Source organism: Marinobacter caseinilyticus (assembly GCF_011074955.1).
In the GTDB taxonomy this organism is placed as follows: Bacteria; Pseudomonadota; Gammaproteobacteria; order Pseudomonadales; family Oleiphilaceae; genus Marinobacter; species Marinobacter caseinilyticus.
Genome location: NZ_WUQJ01000016.1, coordinates 1 through 15,039, shown reverse-complemented (window position 1 = coordinate 15,039; position 15,039 = coordinate 1). Strand labels below are relative to the sequence as shown.

Below are 15,039 nucleotides of genomic sequence, written 5' to 3'. Positions count from 1 at the left end.
AAAATCCGACTCACTCGGGAATAGTGGATCCCAAAGAAATCACCAATTTCCTTCAAGCCGTACCCGCCACTCGCATACGCTAAATGAATGGCCTCGTTTCGGGAGGGGGCAGAATCTTTGTAAAATTGCAGCGCCTTGGCCAAGGGGCGACGCTGACTCCTGGGTATTTCACTGAGACGTTCTGGCCGTTCAATTCGCTGTTGCATTTGGTCAACGAATTGATCGCTTCCGAGATAGACTTGGTTCTTGAGCTTTTCCCACGGAGATGGCTGATTCTTGCCGTCAGCCACAAAGGTCTCGTAGCTCTCCACGGCCTTGGCTCGTTTTTCACCAAAGGCAGACAGAATCCAATCGATATCGAGTGCCTTTAAACCCCTTTCATACCCCGCCGTTGCGCGGTAACTGCTCCAGGGCCATTCGACAGCCAATCGAACCATCGCGGCGCGAACAGGATTCAGCACGATGTAGCGGCATAGTTCCAACAGGTAGCTGTCCTTCTCAACCAAAATCGCTTTATAACGCCCCTGGAACACGTGCCCAACGCGGCCATGGTGGCGATTGAAAACCTGCGTATAGACACCGTTCAGTTGGCGCATGCCTCTGGAAAGATTGCCTTCCGGCGTCTCAATCAACAGGTGGTAGTGGTTGCCCATCAGACAGTAGGCGTGGCATACCCAGTTGAGGGTCTCGCAGACCTGATCAAGGATCGACAACCAATCGCGTCGGTCATCATCTGATGCGTAAATCATCTCCCGACGATTTCCCCGAGATGTCACGTGATACAGCGCGCCGGCAAACTCCAGGCGCAACGGTCTGGCCATTCCTTGGCTCCTTCCATGGATTCAGTTGAGGCGAGAAAGATTGCGGTGATCCAATTGAAATAGCAAGGTCGAGCAAAACGCAAGACCTGACCCCGACGTCGCGTCGCGTACTCATCGCCATTCCGTCCCGATACCTCTCATTCGTCCACGTGAGCACGGCAGCGCCTGTAGGGCTGTACTCCAAAGTCATTAGATCTACCACCTGCCCACCCATATTGCCGAGAAAGACACGTTGGAAAAGCTGAAAGCGCTGAGGCCCGGGAATGTGAAGTTGCCCGCTCCAAAAAATGTGGCTCAGTATTGCTGATACAAAAGTGTCGGTTTAACGGCGCTTACGACATGTCTGCAAAATAGTTATACACCCCTGCAACAAAATCCAAGTACTCATTCTGCTAAAAGCGGAGTCTGGTCGTGGGAGCTGATTCCCTAGGGCTAAGAGAGGCCCTGGCAAATCAAAATCGATGGAGATTAGACATGAACAAACTAATGATGGGTGTGAAGCGTTTCCTGATTGAAGAAGAAGGTACTGAGGTTGTTGAGTGGGCGCTGGTTGCTGGTTTGGTTGTTGCTGTAGGTGCAGTAGTTTTTACTGAGATTGGAACCTTGGCAGCTGGGCTGCTTGACGACGTTCGGGTTCTGCTGGGTGGTACTCCTTAGTCATTAATCAAAGCTGCCGGGTAGTCTCGGCAGCTTTTCTCTAACGGGACTAGGAAAAGCAATATGTATTCCGAAGCATTAGTCATCACTATGCCGGTACAGGTATTGCTCTGGACTGCGGCAATCTGGGATCTCCGCCATCGACGCATTCCAAATGTTCTGGTTTTGTCCGGCGCCCTCGTAGGGATCGTGCTTCAAATGGTGGTGTTCGGGTCCGACGGCTTACTTAGCGCATTGGCGGGTCTTGGTGCGGGTCTAGTGATTTTGATGCCTGGTTACCTACTGGGCACAACCGGGGCTGGCGACGCCAAACTGATGGCAGCGGTTGGCACCTTTCTCGGCCCATACAACGTTCTGATCGCCGGTCTGGTAAGCCTCATCGTGGGTGGGGTGATCGCCCTGGGGTTCATGTTTCTGGCGCTTTTTTCAGCCAATTCGCCGTCGCCCTGGCAGCGCTATGGCTTGATGTTCCGAACACTGGTCGCCACTGGCCGACCAGTTTATCTGCGCCCTGCCGACGGTGAAGTCATGGGCCGCAAGTTTCCTTTTGCCGTGTCCATCGCTCTGGGCACCAGCATGTTTCTGATCTGGCAATCGCCGCTGAACGGAATTGCTAGCTGACAGGACGTTCACCTTGGGACAGCACTATGAACAATGATCAGTTAGCACACCAGACGCTGTCCGATCAGGCCGGGATTACCGAGCCGCCGATCCTGGATATCCCGGGTTTCAGAACCGACGCTGACACGTTGCCAGCCATGCGTCCCCGTAGCCTGGAAGAAACCGGCCTCAGTGAACTCTACGTTGCAGACCTGATTTCCAAACACCTTTTTGAACGGGGCGTGCTCGACCTTGGAGAGGTGACCCGTTGCACAGCACTGTCGGGCGGAATCATTGAACAGGTGTTGGCCTTTTTGCGGGAGCAGAGCCGGGCGGAAGTGCGCGGCGCCACCCAGAGCGGCCTGTTGCGTTTTGCTCTCACCGAACGGGGCCGGGCCGCGGCCCTGGAAGCTCTCGGGCGGGATGGTTATGTCGGGCCAGCGCCCGTGCCCCTGAGCCAGTACACGTCCCTCGTCGCCCATCAGACAATGAGTGCCCGCGGCCTGGACCGTGAGCAGGTGCGCCTTGCCTTCGAGGATGTGGCCATCCGGCCGGAAGTGCTGGACCAGCTTGGCCCGGCCATGCATTCGGGCCGGTCCATATTCATCTACGGTGATGCCGGTACAGGCAAAACCTTTATCGCCCGCAAGCTCGCCCGGCTGATGTCCGGGGAGGTGCTGGTTCCCTATGCGGTGCTGGTGGCTGATAAGGCGGTTCGACTTTTTGACGCCGGCGCCCACGAGCCCGTATCCGGCACACTGCCGGAAACCTCCCTGTTTCTCGACCAGGGCCATGACCCCCGCTACGTCCTCTGTAAGCGCCCGGTGGTGATCGTCGGCGGCGAACTGACTATGGACATGCTGGAAGTCCAGTACGACACCGCGACCCGCATCCATCACGCTCCGGCTCAATGGCGGGCCAATAACGGCATGTTGATTATTGACGACCTGGGCCGCCAGCGCATGCGCCCGGACGAACTGTTTAACCGCTGGATCGTGCCCATGGAAGAAAGCCAGGATTTTCTCAGCCTGCGCAGCGGCCAGCATTTCCAGGTGCCTTTTGATGTGGCCCTGGTGTTCTCCAGCAACAGGCACCCCCTGGAACTGGCCGACCCGGCATTTCTGCGCCGAATCGGTTACAAGATTCGGTTCGAGGCCCTCACGGCGGATGAATACCGCGGCATCTGGCGGCAGGAATGTAACCGTCAGGGTTTTGCGCCTGACCCCGGCCTGGTCGAGTTCATGCTGCACGAATTGCATGGCGGCTTAAACGTACCCCTGTTGCCTTGCCATCCCCGGGATCTCATCGGCCTGGCAATGGATTACCTGAATTATATGGGCCAGCAGACATTAACTAGGGAGGCGCTGACGATGGCCTGGCAAAACTATTTCGTGGATGCCGGTATCGCCGGCAAGGAGCGTGAGTCATGAAGAAAAAAGGGATTGTGTTAATGGTCGGTCTGTCGGCTGTACTGGCTATGGGCGCGGCGGGCATGGCGAACAGTTGGGTGCAGGAGCGCATGAGCGGCGGCGATGCGGTCTCGGAAGATGCGTCCGTGGTGGTGGCGGCGCAATCCATCCCCTTCGGGCGCCAAGTTCTGGCAACCGATCTCAGGATGATGAAATTGCCGCCGCATGCGGTACCGGAGGGTAGTTTTACATCAATGGATGACGTCATCGGGCGCGTCAGTTCGCAGGCTATTTATTCCGGTGAAGTGGTACTGGAGCGCCGGGTGGCCGAGCACTCCGGCGGTAGCGCGCTGGCTGCCGTGCTGGAGCCGGGTATGCGTGCCATCAGTGTGCGGGTTGACGACGTTGCGGGTGTTGCGGGCTTCTTGCTGCCGGGGGACGAGGTGGACGTGGTGTCCAGTAAACGCGATGGCGGCGGTAGCCGGTCCATTGCCTCCGATACCATCCTGCGCCGCATTACAGTGCTGGCGGTGGACCAGAATGCCTCCCAGGAACGGGACGGTCCTGTGATCGTCAGAGCCGTCACCCTGGCGGTCACGCCAAGGCAGGCGGAGCGCTTATTCGAGGCAACCCAGGAGGGCAAGGTCGCACTGACCCTGCGCAACCCGCTCGAGAAAACGGAAGAGCAACCGGAAACAATTGCAGTGGCTGAGGCGCCTGCTCAGACGCCTCAGCCTGTGGTGAAGCCGGCGCAACAGGCTAAACCAAAAGCCGTTAACCGGAGTCGACACATGCAGGTGAACGTGATCCGTGGCACTGAAACCAGTTCGACCGTTGTTCACGAGTAATGTCTGATTGCAACAATAACGAAATAGAGCGGGGAAGTACCATGCAAAAGCCAGGAATTAATACGCTGACAGGGGTTGTGGCTTTACTGTTTTGCCTCTGTTGGCCGGCGATGGTGACGGCGCAGTCCAGTGATCGTGTCTTGCTCCCGGACCGGGACCCTACCCGTCCGGTCCCGGTGGAAGTGCCGCTCAACAAGTCGCGACTCATGGGCTTTCCGAATAAAGTAAAGATCGTTTCCGTAGGCAACCCGGACATTGCCGACGTGGTGGTAGTGAGGTCGCGGCAGATATACGTGCTGGGTAAAGCCCTGGGTAGCACCAATGTACTTTTATGGGATGACGACGAAAACCTGCAGGGTACACTCAACGTCAAGGTGATCCACGATCTGGAAAATCTGAAAGCCGATTTGCACGCGCTTTTGCCCACCGAACGGATTGGCGTTCGTTCCGCTAACGAAACCCTGGTGCTGAACGGTGAGGTCACCAGTGCCGCGCGGGTGGATGCGGCCATGCGGGTGGCCAGCAGTTTCGCCGGCGCGCGCAAGGAGGGCGGTCAATCACCCATCCTTAACCTCATGCAGGTCGGCGGGGCCCAGCAGGTCATGCTGGACGTCAAAGTTGCCGAAGTTTCCCGGTCGTTGGTCAAGCGCCTGGATATCCAGTTCGATGTGCTGAACATTGCTGGCAGTTCGCTCAAGCTCGGCGCGGTCAATGGCGGTGCCAGCTTTCCTGACGCCGTATTCGCGGACAGTGTTCTGGAGGGCGGCCGTTTGCCGGTGTTCGGTGGCCAGACTCCCATTGGACCCGTGGTCGATGAGTTCGCTCCCAACATACGGTCCATAGAAGACACCGGTATCTTTGCCAGTTATGCGGGTAGCGATTATCTGATCAATGCGGTGCTCGATGCTGCCAAGCGTGAGGGTGTCGCCAAGATTCTGGCAGAACCCAATCTGACCACCCTGACCGGGGAAGAGGCGCGTTTCCTGGCCGGGGGCGAATTTCCGATTCCGGTGCCCCAGGGCGACGGTCAGGTGACCATAGAGCAACAGGAGTTTGGTGTCAGCCTGGGTTTCCTGCCGGTGGTGCTGGATTCCGGGGTTATCAACCTGCGGGTCGATGTGGCGGTCTCGGAATTGACCAACAATAACGCCCTTAGAATAGGGGTGGGGCAAGCAGGGCAGGTGGCGAACCAGTTCTTTATTCCCGCCCTGGTCAAGCGCAGTGCCAGCTCCACCCTGGAGCTGGGCAATGGCCAGACCATCGCCATTGCCGGCATGCTGAACGAGACGCTGCGGGAGAACGTCAGTAAATTCCCCGGCCTGGGCGATATACCCATCCTCGGGGCTTTGTTCCGCAGCCAGGAGTTCATCAAGGAGCAGACCGAACTGGTGATATTCGTCACCGCGCGGTTGGCCAAGCCTGTGGCTCCCGAGGATATCCGTCTTCCCACCGGCAGCTTTGTTGCCCCGAGTGACGTGGAGTTCTATCTGCTTGGCCGGCTTCAGGGTCAGCCCGAAAGTGCTGAGCGTACTGATAATGGCGCTATCGACCCCCTCCGAAACCGGCTTCAGGGTGGCACCGAAGGGCTGTTCGGTCATGACCTTTAAGGGCTTTGCTTTTAACAATTGTTCTTTCAGTCACCACACTTCGAGTTTTCTTGTCGGGAGATGCATATGTTTCGTTCACAGATTCTGCTAGCGGTTGCCACAACCGTTCTGATCACCGGTTGCGCATCGTCTCCCGGGGATGACCTCCCTCCCCACGGTGCGAGCCTCCGGCACACCATGGCCGCACAGGTTTATCGGCCCGGCGACGAGGCACCGCCTATGACTGGCGATAAGGCCGTCAGCGTCATGGAATATTACCGGAACCGGGGCGCGGCGCCGTCGGTGATGACCAGTGAGATACCCGGAATTTAGCGAGGACAGATATGCGCTATCAAATGGAAATACTGCTTGCGGGCTGTTCCAGAGAGGGCTTGAGTACTCTGGAAAATCTGCTGGCTGCGCGCCGTGAAGTTCGCGTGACCACAAAAGTATTGGCCGATAGTCGTGTCGATCCTTTACGTGACGTATCGCCCATGCCAGATGCCATGGTGCTGATGGTGAGTGAGAACTGGCGAGCCGAGCTGGCAGCGTTGACTGAACGCCCCGCCAGTTCCCGGCCACCGTTGCTGGTGATCGGTGAAAAGGACAACGCCGACCTGATCCGCGTGGCCATGCGCGCCGGCGCGAGGGACTTTCTCTCGATGCCGGTCGACGAGGCCGAGATTGGTCAGTTCATCGGCCAGTTGCAGCGGGATCAACGCTCACAGTCCAGCCACAAAACCGCCCGGCTCACGGCCGTTATCAATGCCAAAGGTGGCTCAGGCGCGAGCATGGTGGCTGCCAATCTTGCTCATATTCTCGCGAAATCGATCCAGAAGCGCACCGTATTGCTGGATATGGATATGCAGTTCGGAGCTTTGCCCCTCTATTTTAATCTGACGCCGCGCAATGGCCTTGTGCGGGCATTGGAATTGGTGGACAGCCTGGATCTGATGGCACTTGAGGGCTATGTGCTTAACCACCAGAGCGGCCTGGACCTGATGGCCGCCACCTCCGAGGACAAGGTCACCATCGCCGATGTTCCGGAAGATCGCGTCGAGATGTTGTTGAAGCTTCTCGGCGAAGCCTACGAAGACATAGTCGTGGACCTGCCTCGATGGGTCAGCGGTGCCACGGCCATGACCCTGGAGCACGCCGACCATGTGCTGGTGGTAATGGAGCAGGGCATTGCCCATCTGCGGGATGCCCAGCGTCTGGTGTCGATTCTCCGGACCGAACTGAATGTCCGGAATTCCCAGATAATCGTGGTGGTGAACCGTTTCAGTAAAAGTAATCCGGTTTCGCTGAAAGACATCAGCGGTGCTTTGCCCGAACTGCGCACCGTCACCCTGCCCAATGATTACAAGCGTGTCAGTCAAAGCATCAATATCGGCAGTCCGCTCCTGGAATCCGTCTCGGGCGCGTCGATTACCCGCGAACTGGTCAAGATGGCCCGCTCATTGAGTGAAGGAGAGGGGCAACTACGCACCGTAGGTTCCCGATGGAACCCGCTCACCTGGGCACGCTAAACCTGAGGATAACTATATGAATCTGCGTCAGAAACCGAACGGTACCGACACCAACGACATGGTTCGCAGTGCAGGCTGGACCGCGCCGGCCCGGCGAAATGGCGAGGAGCAGGGCAACTTCTCAGAGCAAGAGCAGGCGTTCAAGGAATCGCTTTTCGATCGGCTGGTCAAGACCCTTGACCTGTCATTGCTGGGCAGTTTGTCCGACCGGGATGCGCGCAAGCAGATCCAGCAGGTCTGCGAGACGCTGATGCGGGAAGAGACCCTGCCGTTCAACGCCAGCGTGCGCCAACGTATTATTGTCGACCTTCAGAATGAAGTGCTGGGCCTGGGTCCGTTGGAGGTACTGCTGGCTGACAACAGCGTCTCGGATATCCTGGTCAACGGCACCGCGCCGATTTTTGTGGAGCGCCATGGCAAGCTTGAGCAAACCCGCCTGCGCTTCAGCAGCGACCGGCATCTTTTAACCATCATCGATCGCATCGTTTCCGGCGTGGGCCGGAGGATTGACGAGTCCTCGCCGATGGTTGACGCGCGCCTCAAGGATGGATCGCGGGTCAACGCCGTGATCCCTCCCTTGGCCATCGACGGCCCCATGCTTTCAATTCGGCGCTTTTCGGTAGACAAGCTGACTGCGGAAAACCTGGTTGAGCTGGGTGCCATGCCGGAGGAAGTGTCTCGACTGCTGGAAGCTGCGGTCAAGTCCCGGCTTAATGTGCTGGTCTCTGGCGGCACCGGCTCCGGCAAGACCACCATGCTCAACGTGTTGTCCAGCTTCATTCCTCATAATGAGCGCATTGTCACCATTGAGGACTCCGCGGAACTGCAACTGCAGCAGCCTCATGTGGTGCGACTGGAAACACGGCCTCCCAACATCGAGGGCCGGGGTGAGGTGAGCCAGCGGGATCTGGTCAGGAACAGTCTGCGGATGCGTCCGGACCGGATCATCATTGGCGAGGTTCGCGGCGGCGAAGCCCTGGATATGCTTCAGGCCATGAATACAGGCCATGACGGTTCCCTGACCACTATCCACGCCAATACGCCCCGGGACGCCCTGACCCGTATCGAAAGCATGGTAGCCATGAGCGGCATAAACCTGCCCGCCAAGCCCCTGCGGGCCCAGATCGCATCGGCCATTGATGTGGTGCTGCAGCTTGAGCGTCAGGAAGACGGCAAGCGGCGCCTGGTCAGCGTGCAGGAGATAAATGGTCAGGAAGGCGACATTATCACCATGTCGGAGATTTTCCAGTTCCGCCGTGAAGGTGTGGATGAAGAGGGCAACGTCACCGGCAGATTCTTGCCAACCGGGGTGGTGCCACACTTCTATGAACACTTGCGGCGGCGCAACATGGCGCCCGGCCTGGAGATTTTCCAACAAGGCCAGGAGCAATGGCGATGAACTGGAACATTTCCGACGAGATGATCTTTATCGGCATGGTCTTTATTGCCGCTTTTCTGCTGCTGCAGAGTTTTATCGTGCCGGCCTTTGGCGAAAACCGCCAGGCCCGCAGACGTTTGAAAAAGCGTTTGCAGTCGGTCACTGACGGGGCGGACGTTAGTGACCCGGTATCGCTGATGCGGCGCAAGCAGCTGAGTGAACTCTCGGGCCTGGAACGGGCCATGGAGTCGCTGCCCGGCATGGAGGCCCTGGAGCGTCTGATAGAGCAGGCCGGTCGCAAGACTCTGGCCTACCGCGTGGTTCTTAAAAGCGCTGCACTGGCGGGTATAGCCGGCCTGTTAATGGGTTCCTGGCTGTCCTCGCCGGTAGTCGGGATCCTGGCCGGAGCTGGTTTGGGTGTGCTGCCGGTCATGGGGCTGATGCGTGCCCGGGCCCAGCGCCTGATAAAGTTCGAGGAACAACTGCCCGAGGCGTTGATTGTCATGGCGCGGGCATTGCGTGCGGGACACCCGTTCGTTGACGCGATGAATTTGGTCGCGGAAGAGATGCCCGAGCCCATCGGGCCGGAATTTCGCATGATCTTCATGGAAATCAATTATGGGGGCGATGCGCGCGCGGCCCTCAAAGGATTGCTGGCACGTATTGGCAGTGTCACGGTCATGGTTTTCGTCACCTCGGTGCTCATCCAGAAAGAGACCGGGGGCAACCTGGCCGAACTGCTGGAAAATCTCGCCGCGGTTATTCGTGACCGATTCCGTTTTCATCGCAAATTGCGGACTCTGTCCGCCGAGGGAAAGCTTGCTGCCTGGATTCTATCATTACTGCCTTTCGCCCTGGCTGGCTTGCTAGCGATCATCACCCCGACTTTTCTACCGATGCTGATCGAAAACCCGACAGGACGTCAGTTGGTCGTAGTGGCATTTGTGCTGACAATCACCGGTATTTTATGGATGCGCCGAATCGTGCGCATTAATGTCTAGAAGGAGCGCGCGATGGATATTCTGAGCCAGTTGCAGGTATTGCTGCATGATTTGATTGCCGATCCACAGCTGGCGCAACTCAGTTTTATTGTCATGCTGGGGGTGGCGGTTTTCGCGTTGATGCTGGCCGGTCTGTTGATTTACCTGGGGTTGAGCAATCCGGTGCGCCGCCGTATTCAGGGGCTGGAGCCGAAGATAGTGGCCGCAGGCGCATCCGGCGGCGCCGACTCCCTCCCTGAAAAGAGCGGTAGCAGCCTGCTGCGTCTTGCCGAGCCGATGGGTGCTCGCCTGATGCCCACCGACAAGGAGGTCAAGAACAGAGCGTTTAAGCAGCTTCGCCATGCCGGCATCTACGCGCCGGGCGCGCTAAACACCTTTTATGGCGCCAAGCTCGGGCTGACCTTGCTGCTCCCGACCCTGGCACTGTTGGCGTGCTCGCTGTTTGGCGTCACTTTCAGTACCACGCTGTTGCTGGGACTGTCCGGTGCCATGGCCGGCTATTTGCTGCCCACTTACTGGCTGAATCGGGCAATCAAGCGCCGGGCCACCAGTCTACGCCGTGGCCTGCCCGACACACTTGATCTGCTGGTGGTCTGTACCGAGGCAGGACTGGGGCTGTCAGCAGCCATCCAGCGCGTGGCACGGGATCTGGAGATCAGCCAACCTGATCTTTCAGAGGAATTGAAGATGTTCGGTATGCAGACGCGGGCCGGAATGGACACGCGCACGGCCTTGCGGGATCTCGAAGATCGATCCGGCGTGGAAGATATTCGCGGCCTGGTTACAAGCCTGATCCAGAGCATGCGTTTTGGCACCAGTATAGCCGGCACCCTGCGCATTTATGCAGCCGAATTGCGGGACAAGCGGACCCAGGAAGCGGAAGAGAAAGCCGCCAAGGTAAGCACGAAAATGCTCTTTCCCCTGGTGTTCTGTGTACTGCCGAGTTTTTTTGTGGTTGCCCTTGGGCCACCGTTGCTGGGAGCCATGGAAGCCATGGCTGGAAAATAATAACGATCAGCCTTCAAAGAGATGAGCGCATGGATACGACATACAAGGGCAAAAGAATTCTGCTGGCGCTGTTAGCCAGTGCGGCTCTGGCCGGCTGTGCCGCAACGCCTTCCAACGGACAGATGGACGACGCCTATGGCGCCTTCTATGACGGAGAATCCTCCGCGACCTATGCCACTGCGTTTCCGGTAGGTTCGGCGGAGGAAGCTTACAGCTACGGTAATAAAGCGGCTCAGAGTGGCGACTATGATCGCGCCCTTTTCGAATATATTCGAGGTCTGAGGCTTGCCGAAGAGCCGACAGCCGACATTCTTTACAAGATCGGCAGCATTCATCATTCCCGGGAGAACAATCGGCTAGCCGAATTGGCCTACCAGTGGGTGTTGCGGCTTGAGCCGGAGCACCTTCAGGCCGGTACAGGCCTGGGGCTCCTGTATCTGGAACGGCGCCAGTACGATGCCGCAAAGATCCAGCTGGATTCAGTGGTCAAGATCACCACCCGGGCGCCCTGGCAGGCCTACAACGCCTTGGGGGTTCTGGCTGACATGGACTCCAAGCCCTGGAATGCCGGACCTTATTACCAGCACGCGCTGGACATCAATCCGGACTCGCCCCAGATCCTTAACAATCTCGGATACTCGCGCTACCTGGCTGGGGATTGGCCCGGAGCGCGTAAGGCCCTAGAAGCGGCGCTGCGAGTAAATGGCAACTACGAGCTGGCCTGGCGCAACCTGGGGCTGGTCCACGCCAGGGAGAAAAATTATCAGTTCGCGCTTGAGGCACTGGGTAGAGCCGGCAATGAATCCGGGGCTTATAACGATGTGGGTTTCGTCTCCATGATGGAGGGGGATTACAACCAGGCCTTGTCGTTCTTCAAGGAGGCAATGCGTCTGTCACCGGTTTATTACGTCAAAGCCAGCGAGAACGCCGACAATACCAGACGCATGATGGACCGTAATGTCGCGCAAAATGGTCAATAGGGGATCAGCATGAAGATGCACTCACTGCGCCGGCAAAAAGGTGCTGAAGTCGTGGAGTTCGCGATTACCTCCGCACTGCTGTTTCTGATTCTGTTCGCAATCATCGAATTCAGCGTGGCTCTGTTTGATAAGGCAACCCTGACCAATGCCGGCCGGGAAGGGGCCAGGACCGGGATACTTTTCCGTCCTTCTCCCCGTGACATGGTCAGTGAAGACACCGCTATCCGGCAGGCGATCGATAATTATGCAGCGGACTACCTGATCTCTCTGGGCGGGGTTGCCACCATGACCACGGATATCCAGCGCACAGATTTATCGGGCAATGGAGTCTTCGATGCCGGTGATGAGCTCACGGTGAACATAACCTACCCCTATCAGTTTCTGATACTTCCGGGGTTTATCGGCACCTTTGGTGGCGCTCTGGACCTTTCTTCCACCATCGTGATGCGGGCTGAGTGATCATGACGAACCGGAACGTGAAGTCTTTGCAGGGAATGCGGTCAGGTCCGGCTCGACAGCGGGGTCTGTCCATGGTCCTGATGGCCATAGCCCTTCTTATGCTGTTGGCGTTCGCTGCGCTGGCAATAGACGGCGGTAATCTCTATGTGGCCAGAAACGAGCTTCACAATGCCGCGGATGCGGGCGCGCTGGCCGGCGCCCGGGTGCTTTATACCGAGGACGGCAGTGCGATTAATACGGGCGCCAACGACATTGCGAGAGCAGCGGCCCTGGCAAACAGTAGCCAGGGCAGTCCGGTCGAGGTGACCAGTGTCCTGCGGGGGCACTGGAGCTTCGCGACCCGGACTTTTACACCCAACCCGTCTCTTGCCACCATTGATCTGTTTTCGGTTACCACCGAGGAACTGGATGCCGATCCCGATTTCATCAATGCGGTTGAGGTGGTCAGCGAGCGGGAAGCAACTCCTGTGCAGGCATTCTTCGGCAGGGTGCTTGGCTTCAATGATTACAAGGTCGCGGCGCGGGCCGTAGCCTATATCGGTTTTGCCAGTTCACTGCGACCGGAAGACGTCGATCAGCCTATCGGGATATGCCAAGACGCCCTGCTTAATACGTCAGGCGAATACGAATGCAGCGTGGGCCGTTTTATTCCGGATAACGCTGATACCGGTGGCTGGACTTCTTTCGAACAGAACGTCAATGGCAGTGCCAGTGCCAATGACGTCAAGGCAGTAACCTGTGAAGGCGGGAATCCGGACGAACTGACCTTCGGGGAAGACCTCCAGACCGTCAACGGCCAATTGCAGTCGGCGTTCCAGAAGCTGTATGACTGCTGGGAAGCGGAAACCGAGAAAAAGCGACTCTGGAACATGACATTACCGGTGCTTTCTTGCCCTTCTGGCGTCGGGCCCAGTAATAAACTGATTGGGGCGGTCAACCTCAACATTGTCTGGATAGTGAATCAGGCGAATTCCATTGATACAAGGGCCCCGCTGGAAATGGAGTTGCCTGCGGTGGACAGCGACGGGACGTCACCGGGAATTTGGAGCAGCAGCGATCCTGATGGCACTGTTCGATGGAATTCTTTCGTGGCCGAGTTCCAACTCGAAAAGCCAGACTTCACGCCGGCTGATTGGGATTCAGATCCTCAGGAGACCGGCTGGCGTCAGAAGTCCATCTATTTCCTGCCGGATTGCTCTGCCCGCGAACCGAAAGGCAAGACCGGAGGGGAAAATTTCGGTGTTCTTGCCCGCATTCCGGTGCTGGTGGACTGACGTTCACGCCAGAGCCTGCTGCAGGGCCGCACCAGGCTCTGTTGACTGCAGGCGGGAATACCGCCGGGGGAAGGCCGGTAATCAGTCAGTGCGTCAATTTCTGCTCAGGGCTTCACGGGCTGAGGATTTTCGGAGGAAAAAAGCACTTCATAGGCAAGAGCCTGTTCCAGGGACTCCACTATGGGCACAGTTGCTGGCTTCTCTCCGACCGCCCGGCGGAAGCGGGAAGGCGTGCTGCCCACATGACGCTGAAAAACCCGAGTGAAATAGGAAAGATCCTGAAAGCCGACGGTAAAGCAGACATCGGTGACGGACACTTTTGGATTGGCCAGTAGACGTTTTGCTTCTTCGACTCTTCGTGTCAACAGATAGGCCTGAAACGTGACGGTGGTGATACGCTTGAACAGCCGGCTGAACTGGAAGGGGCTAAAGCCGAAACGTTTAGCTACCTCAAACTGCACGATTTTTTGGTGAAGATTGCCGTCTACATAGGTCAGGATCTGATCCAGCATCGCCTGCTCTTCCCGGCTTCCGCTACAGCGCAACCTGGCTTCGGGAGGTATGGCGTTGCTCCGGTCCAGTTCGGTCCGTTTTGTGGGTCCGCCCTGTCGTATTTTCGCCAGGGTGTCCGCCACATTGATTAACCGCTTTATATCAATGGGGTGGACAAAGTAATCCCAGACCTGTGCGCGGAATGCCCAGACCGCAAGCTGCTCGGAATGAGCCTGAGTGATCATGATCACAGGCACTGACGGAATCTGTTGTTTCGTTTCCCGTAAGCTTGCGAGGCCGGGCAGATCCGGATAATCGAACTGGAATAAAACGGCGAGGGGCGCCTGTTTCCTGATAGCGGCCAAGGGGCATTGACCCGGGGGGACGTATTCAACCCGGTATCCCCGTTGTTCCAACAGAGCTGCGTAATTCTCCGGTGAGTCGGTTTCAACATTTCTGACAACAACAAGAATACAGCCAGCGTAATCCATATGAACGCATCTCCCTTGCAAGCCTCGGTCCTGTATGTTTTGGACGGGACAAATGGCCGGCACTCTCAGCTTCGTATTGAGGGGCTGTCGGATCAAGATTGATCTACTGCGGCAGTGAAGCTCCGAAGATCGGAAAATGTGTCGCTTTTCCAGATATCTTGTCGTTAATTGATCATGTAGATTAAATTTTGGTAAATCAATTCCAGAATGTTAACTCTTGTTAAAACATATAATATATATTACAAGCTTATGATATTACTAGATATTAATAAATATCTTATGTCTGGCTCAACAGGATGTATACCTATAGCCCGGAGGTTTCATAAACGCTCCAAGAGAAGCTTGCGAGAGAAGCTTAGAGAAGCTTGCGGGGTCAGGTCTTGCGTTTTGCCTCCCGTAAAATCCGACTCACTCGGGAATAGTGGATCCCAAAGAAATCACCAATTTCCTTCGAGAAGCTTGCGGGGTCAGGTCTTGCGTTTTGCCTCCCGTAAAATCCGACTCAC

15 protein-coding genes are annotated in these 15,039 nt (G+C 57.1%); 13 read left to right on the top strand and 2 right to left on the bottom strand.

What is annotated here, in order from left to right:
* The coding region (locus GRX64_RS06320; protein ID WP_166264826.1) for a transposase at window positions 1–821 on the bottom strand (821 nt) is incomplete at its 3' end.
* A 474-nt stretch (window positions 822–1,295) separates the two neighbouring features.
* Between GRX64_RS06320 and GRX64_RS06315 the strand changes: the two genes are divergently transcribed.
* From GRX64_RS06315 to GRX64_RS06255, 13 genes are all read left to right on the top strand, one after another.
* Complete coding sequence (locus GRX64_RS06315; protein ID WP_166264824.1) at window positions 1,296–1,478, top strand: hypothetical protein; 183 nt, start codon at window positions 1,296–1,298, stop codon at window positions 1,476–1,478.
* Between the two features lie 63 nt (window positions 1,479–1,541).
* Window positions 1,542–2,099, top strand: coding sequence for an A24 family peptidase (locus tag GRX64_RS06310; protein WP_166264822.1), 558 nt, complete (start codon window positions 1,542–1,544; stop codon window positions 2,097–2,099).
* A 26-nt stretch (window positions 2,100–2,125) separates the two neighbouring features.
* A complete protein-coding gene (locus tag GRX64_RS06305; protein WP_207308744.1) occupies window positions 2,126–3,508 on the top strand; it encodes an ATP-binding protein in 1,383 nt (460 codons plus the stop codon).
* Window positions 3,505–4,335 (top strand): Flp pilus assembly protein CpaB, encoded by an 831-nt coding sequence (cpaB, locus tag GRX64_RS06300; RefSeq protein WP_152206448.1) that lies wholly within the window; start codon window positions 3,505–3,507, stop codon window positions 4,333–4,335. Before GRX64_RS06305 ends, cpaB begins: the two co-directional genes overlap by 4 nt.
* Window positions 4,336–4,376: 41 nt before the next feature.
* On the top strand, window positions 4,377–5,942 hold the full coding sequence (locus GRX64_RS06295) for a type II and III secretion system protein family protein (RefSeq protein WP_166264820.1): 1,566 nt from the start codon (window positions 4,377–4,379) through the stop codon (window positions 5,940–5,942).
* Between the two features lie 66 nt (window positions 5,943–6,008).
* Window positions 6,009–6,254, top strand: a complete 246-nt coding sequence (locus GRX64_RS06290; protein WP_166264818.1) for a hypothetical protein — start codon at window positions 6,009–6,011, stop codon at window positions 6,252–6,254.
* A gap of 11 nt (window positions 6,255–6,265) precedes the next feature.
* On the top strand, window positions 6,266–7,450 hold the full coding sequence (locus tag GRX64_RS06285; protein WP_207308743.1) for a CpaE/TadZ family protein: 1,185 nt from the start codon (window positions 6,266–6,268) through the stop codon (window positions 7,448–7,450).
* Between the two features lie 58 nt (window positions 7,451–7,508).
* A complete protein-coding gene (locus GRX64_RS06280; RefSeq protein ID WP_207308745.1) occupies window positions 7,509–8,849 on the top strand; it encodes a TadA family conjugal transfer-associated ATPase in 1,341 nt (446 codons plus the stop codon).
* Window positions 8,846–9,829: a type II secretion system F family protein gene (locus GRX64_RS06275; protein WP_207308742.1), complete on the top strand. Its 984-nt coding sequence runs from the start codon at window positions 8,846–8,848 to the stop codon at window positions 9,827–9,829. The genes GRX64_RS06280 and GRX64_RS06275 overlap by 4 nt, the downstream gene beginning before the upstream one ends.
* Before the next feature lie 12 nt (window positions 9,830–9,841).
* A complete protein-coding gene (locus GRX64_RS06270) occupies window positions 9,842–10,837 on the top strand; it encodes a type II secretion system F family protein (RefSeq protein ID WP_166264810.1) in 996 nt (331 codons plus the stop codon).
* 29 nt (window positions 10,838–10,866) lie between these two features.
* Complete coding sequence (locus GRX64_RS06265) at window positions 10,867–11,817, top strand: tetratricopeptide repeat protein (RefSeq protein WP_166264807.1); 951 nt, start codon at window positions 10,867–10,869, stop codon at window positions 11,815–11,817.
* A gap of 9 nt (window positions 11,818–11,826) precedes the next feature.
* Window positions 11,827–12,276, top strand: a complete 450-nt coding sequence (locus GRX64_RS06260; RefSeq protein WP_166264804.1) for a TadE/TadG family type IV pilus assembly protein — start codon at window positions 11,827–11,829, stop codon at window positions 12,274–12,276.
* A 2-nt stretch (window positions 12,277–12,278) separates the two neighbouring features.
* Window positions 12,279–13,550: a TadG family pilus assembly protein gene (locus GRX64_RS06255; RefSeq protein WP_166264801.1), complete on the top strand. Its 1,272-nt coding sequence runs from the start codon at window positions 12,279–12,281 to the stop codon at window positions 13,548–13,550.
* Window positions 13,551–13,654: 104 nt separating this feature from the next.
* Here the strand turns inward: GRX64_RS06255 and GRX64_RS06250 are convergent, their stop codons facing one another.
* A complete protein-coding gene (locus GRX64_RS06250) occupies window positions 13,655–14,533 on the bottom strand; it encodes a response regulator transcription factor (RefSeq protein ID WP_166264798.1) in 879 nt (292 codons plus the stop codon).
* Between the last annotated feature and the right edge of the window lie 506 nt (window positions 14,534–15,039).

Bases quoted from the DNA above. Each gene is read 5' to 3' on its own strand.
- GRX64_RS06315 (WP_166264824.1), top strand. From the start codon at position 1,296: ATGAACAAACTAATGATGGGTGTGAAGCGTTTCCTGATTGAAGAAGAA.
- GRX64_RS06310 (WP_166264822.1), top strand. From the start codon at position 1,542: ATGTATTCCGAAGCATTAGTCATCACTATGCCGGTACAGGTATTGCTC.
- GRX64_RS06305 (WP_207308744.1), top strand. From the start codon at position 2,126: ATGAACAATGATCAGTTAGCACACCAGACGCTGTCCGATCAGGCCGGG.
- cpaB (WP_152206448.1), top strand. From the start codon at position 3,505: ATGAAGAAAAAAGGGATTGTGTTAATGGTCGGTCTGTCGGCTGTACTG.
- GRX64_RS06295 (WP_166264820.1), top strand. From the start codon at position 4,377: ATGCAAAAGCCAGGAATTAATACGCTGACAGGGGTTGTGGCTTTACTG.
- GRX64_RS06290 (WP_166264818.1), top strand. From the start codon at position 6,009: ATGTTTCGTTCACAGATTCTGCTAGCGGTTGCCACAACCGTTCTGATC.
- GRX64_RS06285 (WP_207308743.1), top strand. From the start codon at position 6,266: ATGCGCTATCAAATGGAAATACTGCTTGCGGGCTGTTCCAGAGAGGGC.
- GRX64_RS06280 (WP_207308745.1), top strand. From the start codon at position 7,509: ATGGTTCGCAGTGCAGGCTGGACCGCGCCGGCCCGGCGAAATGGCGAG.
- GRX64_RS06275 (WP_207308742.1), top strand. From the start codon at position 8,846: ATGAACTGGAACATTTCCGACGAGATGATCTTTATCGGCATGGTCTTT.
- GRX64_RS06270 (WP_166264810.1), top strand. From the start codon at position 9,842: ATGGATATTCTGAGCCAGTTGCAGGTATTGCTGCATGATTTGATTGCC.
- GRX64_RS06265 (WP_166264807.1), top strand. From the start codon at position 10,867: ATGGATACGACATACAAGGGCAAAAGAATTCTGCTGGCGCTGTTAGCC.
- GRX64_RS06260 (WP_166264804.1), top strand. From the start codon at position 11,827: ATGAAGATGCACTCACTGCGCCGGCAAAAAGGTGCTGAAGTCGTGGAG.
- GRX64_RS06255 (WP_166264801.1), top strand. From the start codon at position 12,279: ATGACGAACCGGAACGTGAAGTCTTTGCAGGGAATGCGGTCAGGTCCG.
- GRX64_RS06250 (WP_166264798.1), bottom strand. From the start codon at position 14,533: ATGGATTACGCTGGCTGTATTCTTGTTGTTGTCAGAAATGTTGAAACC.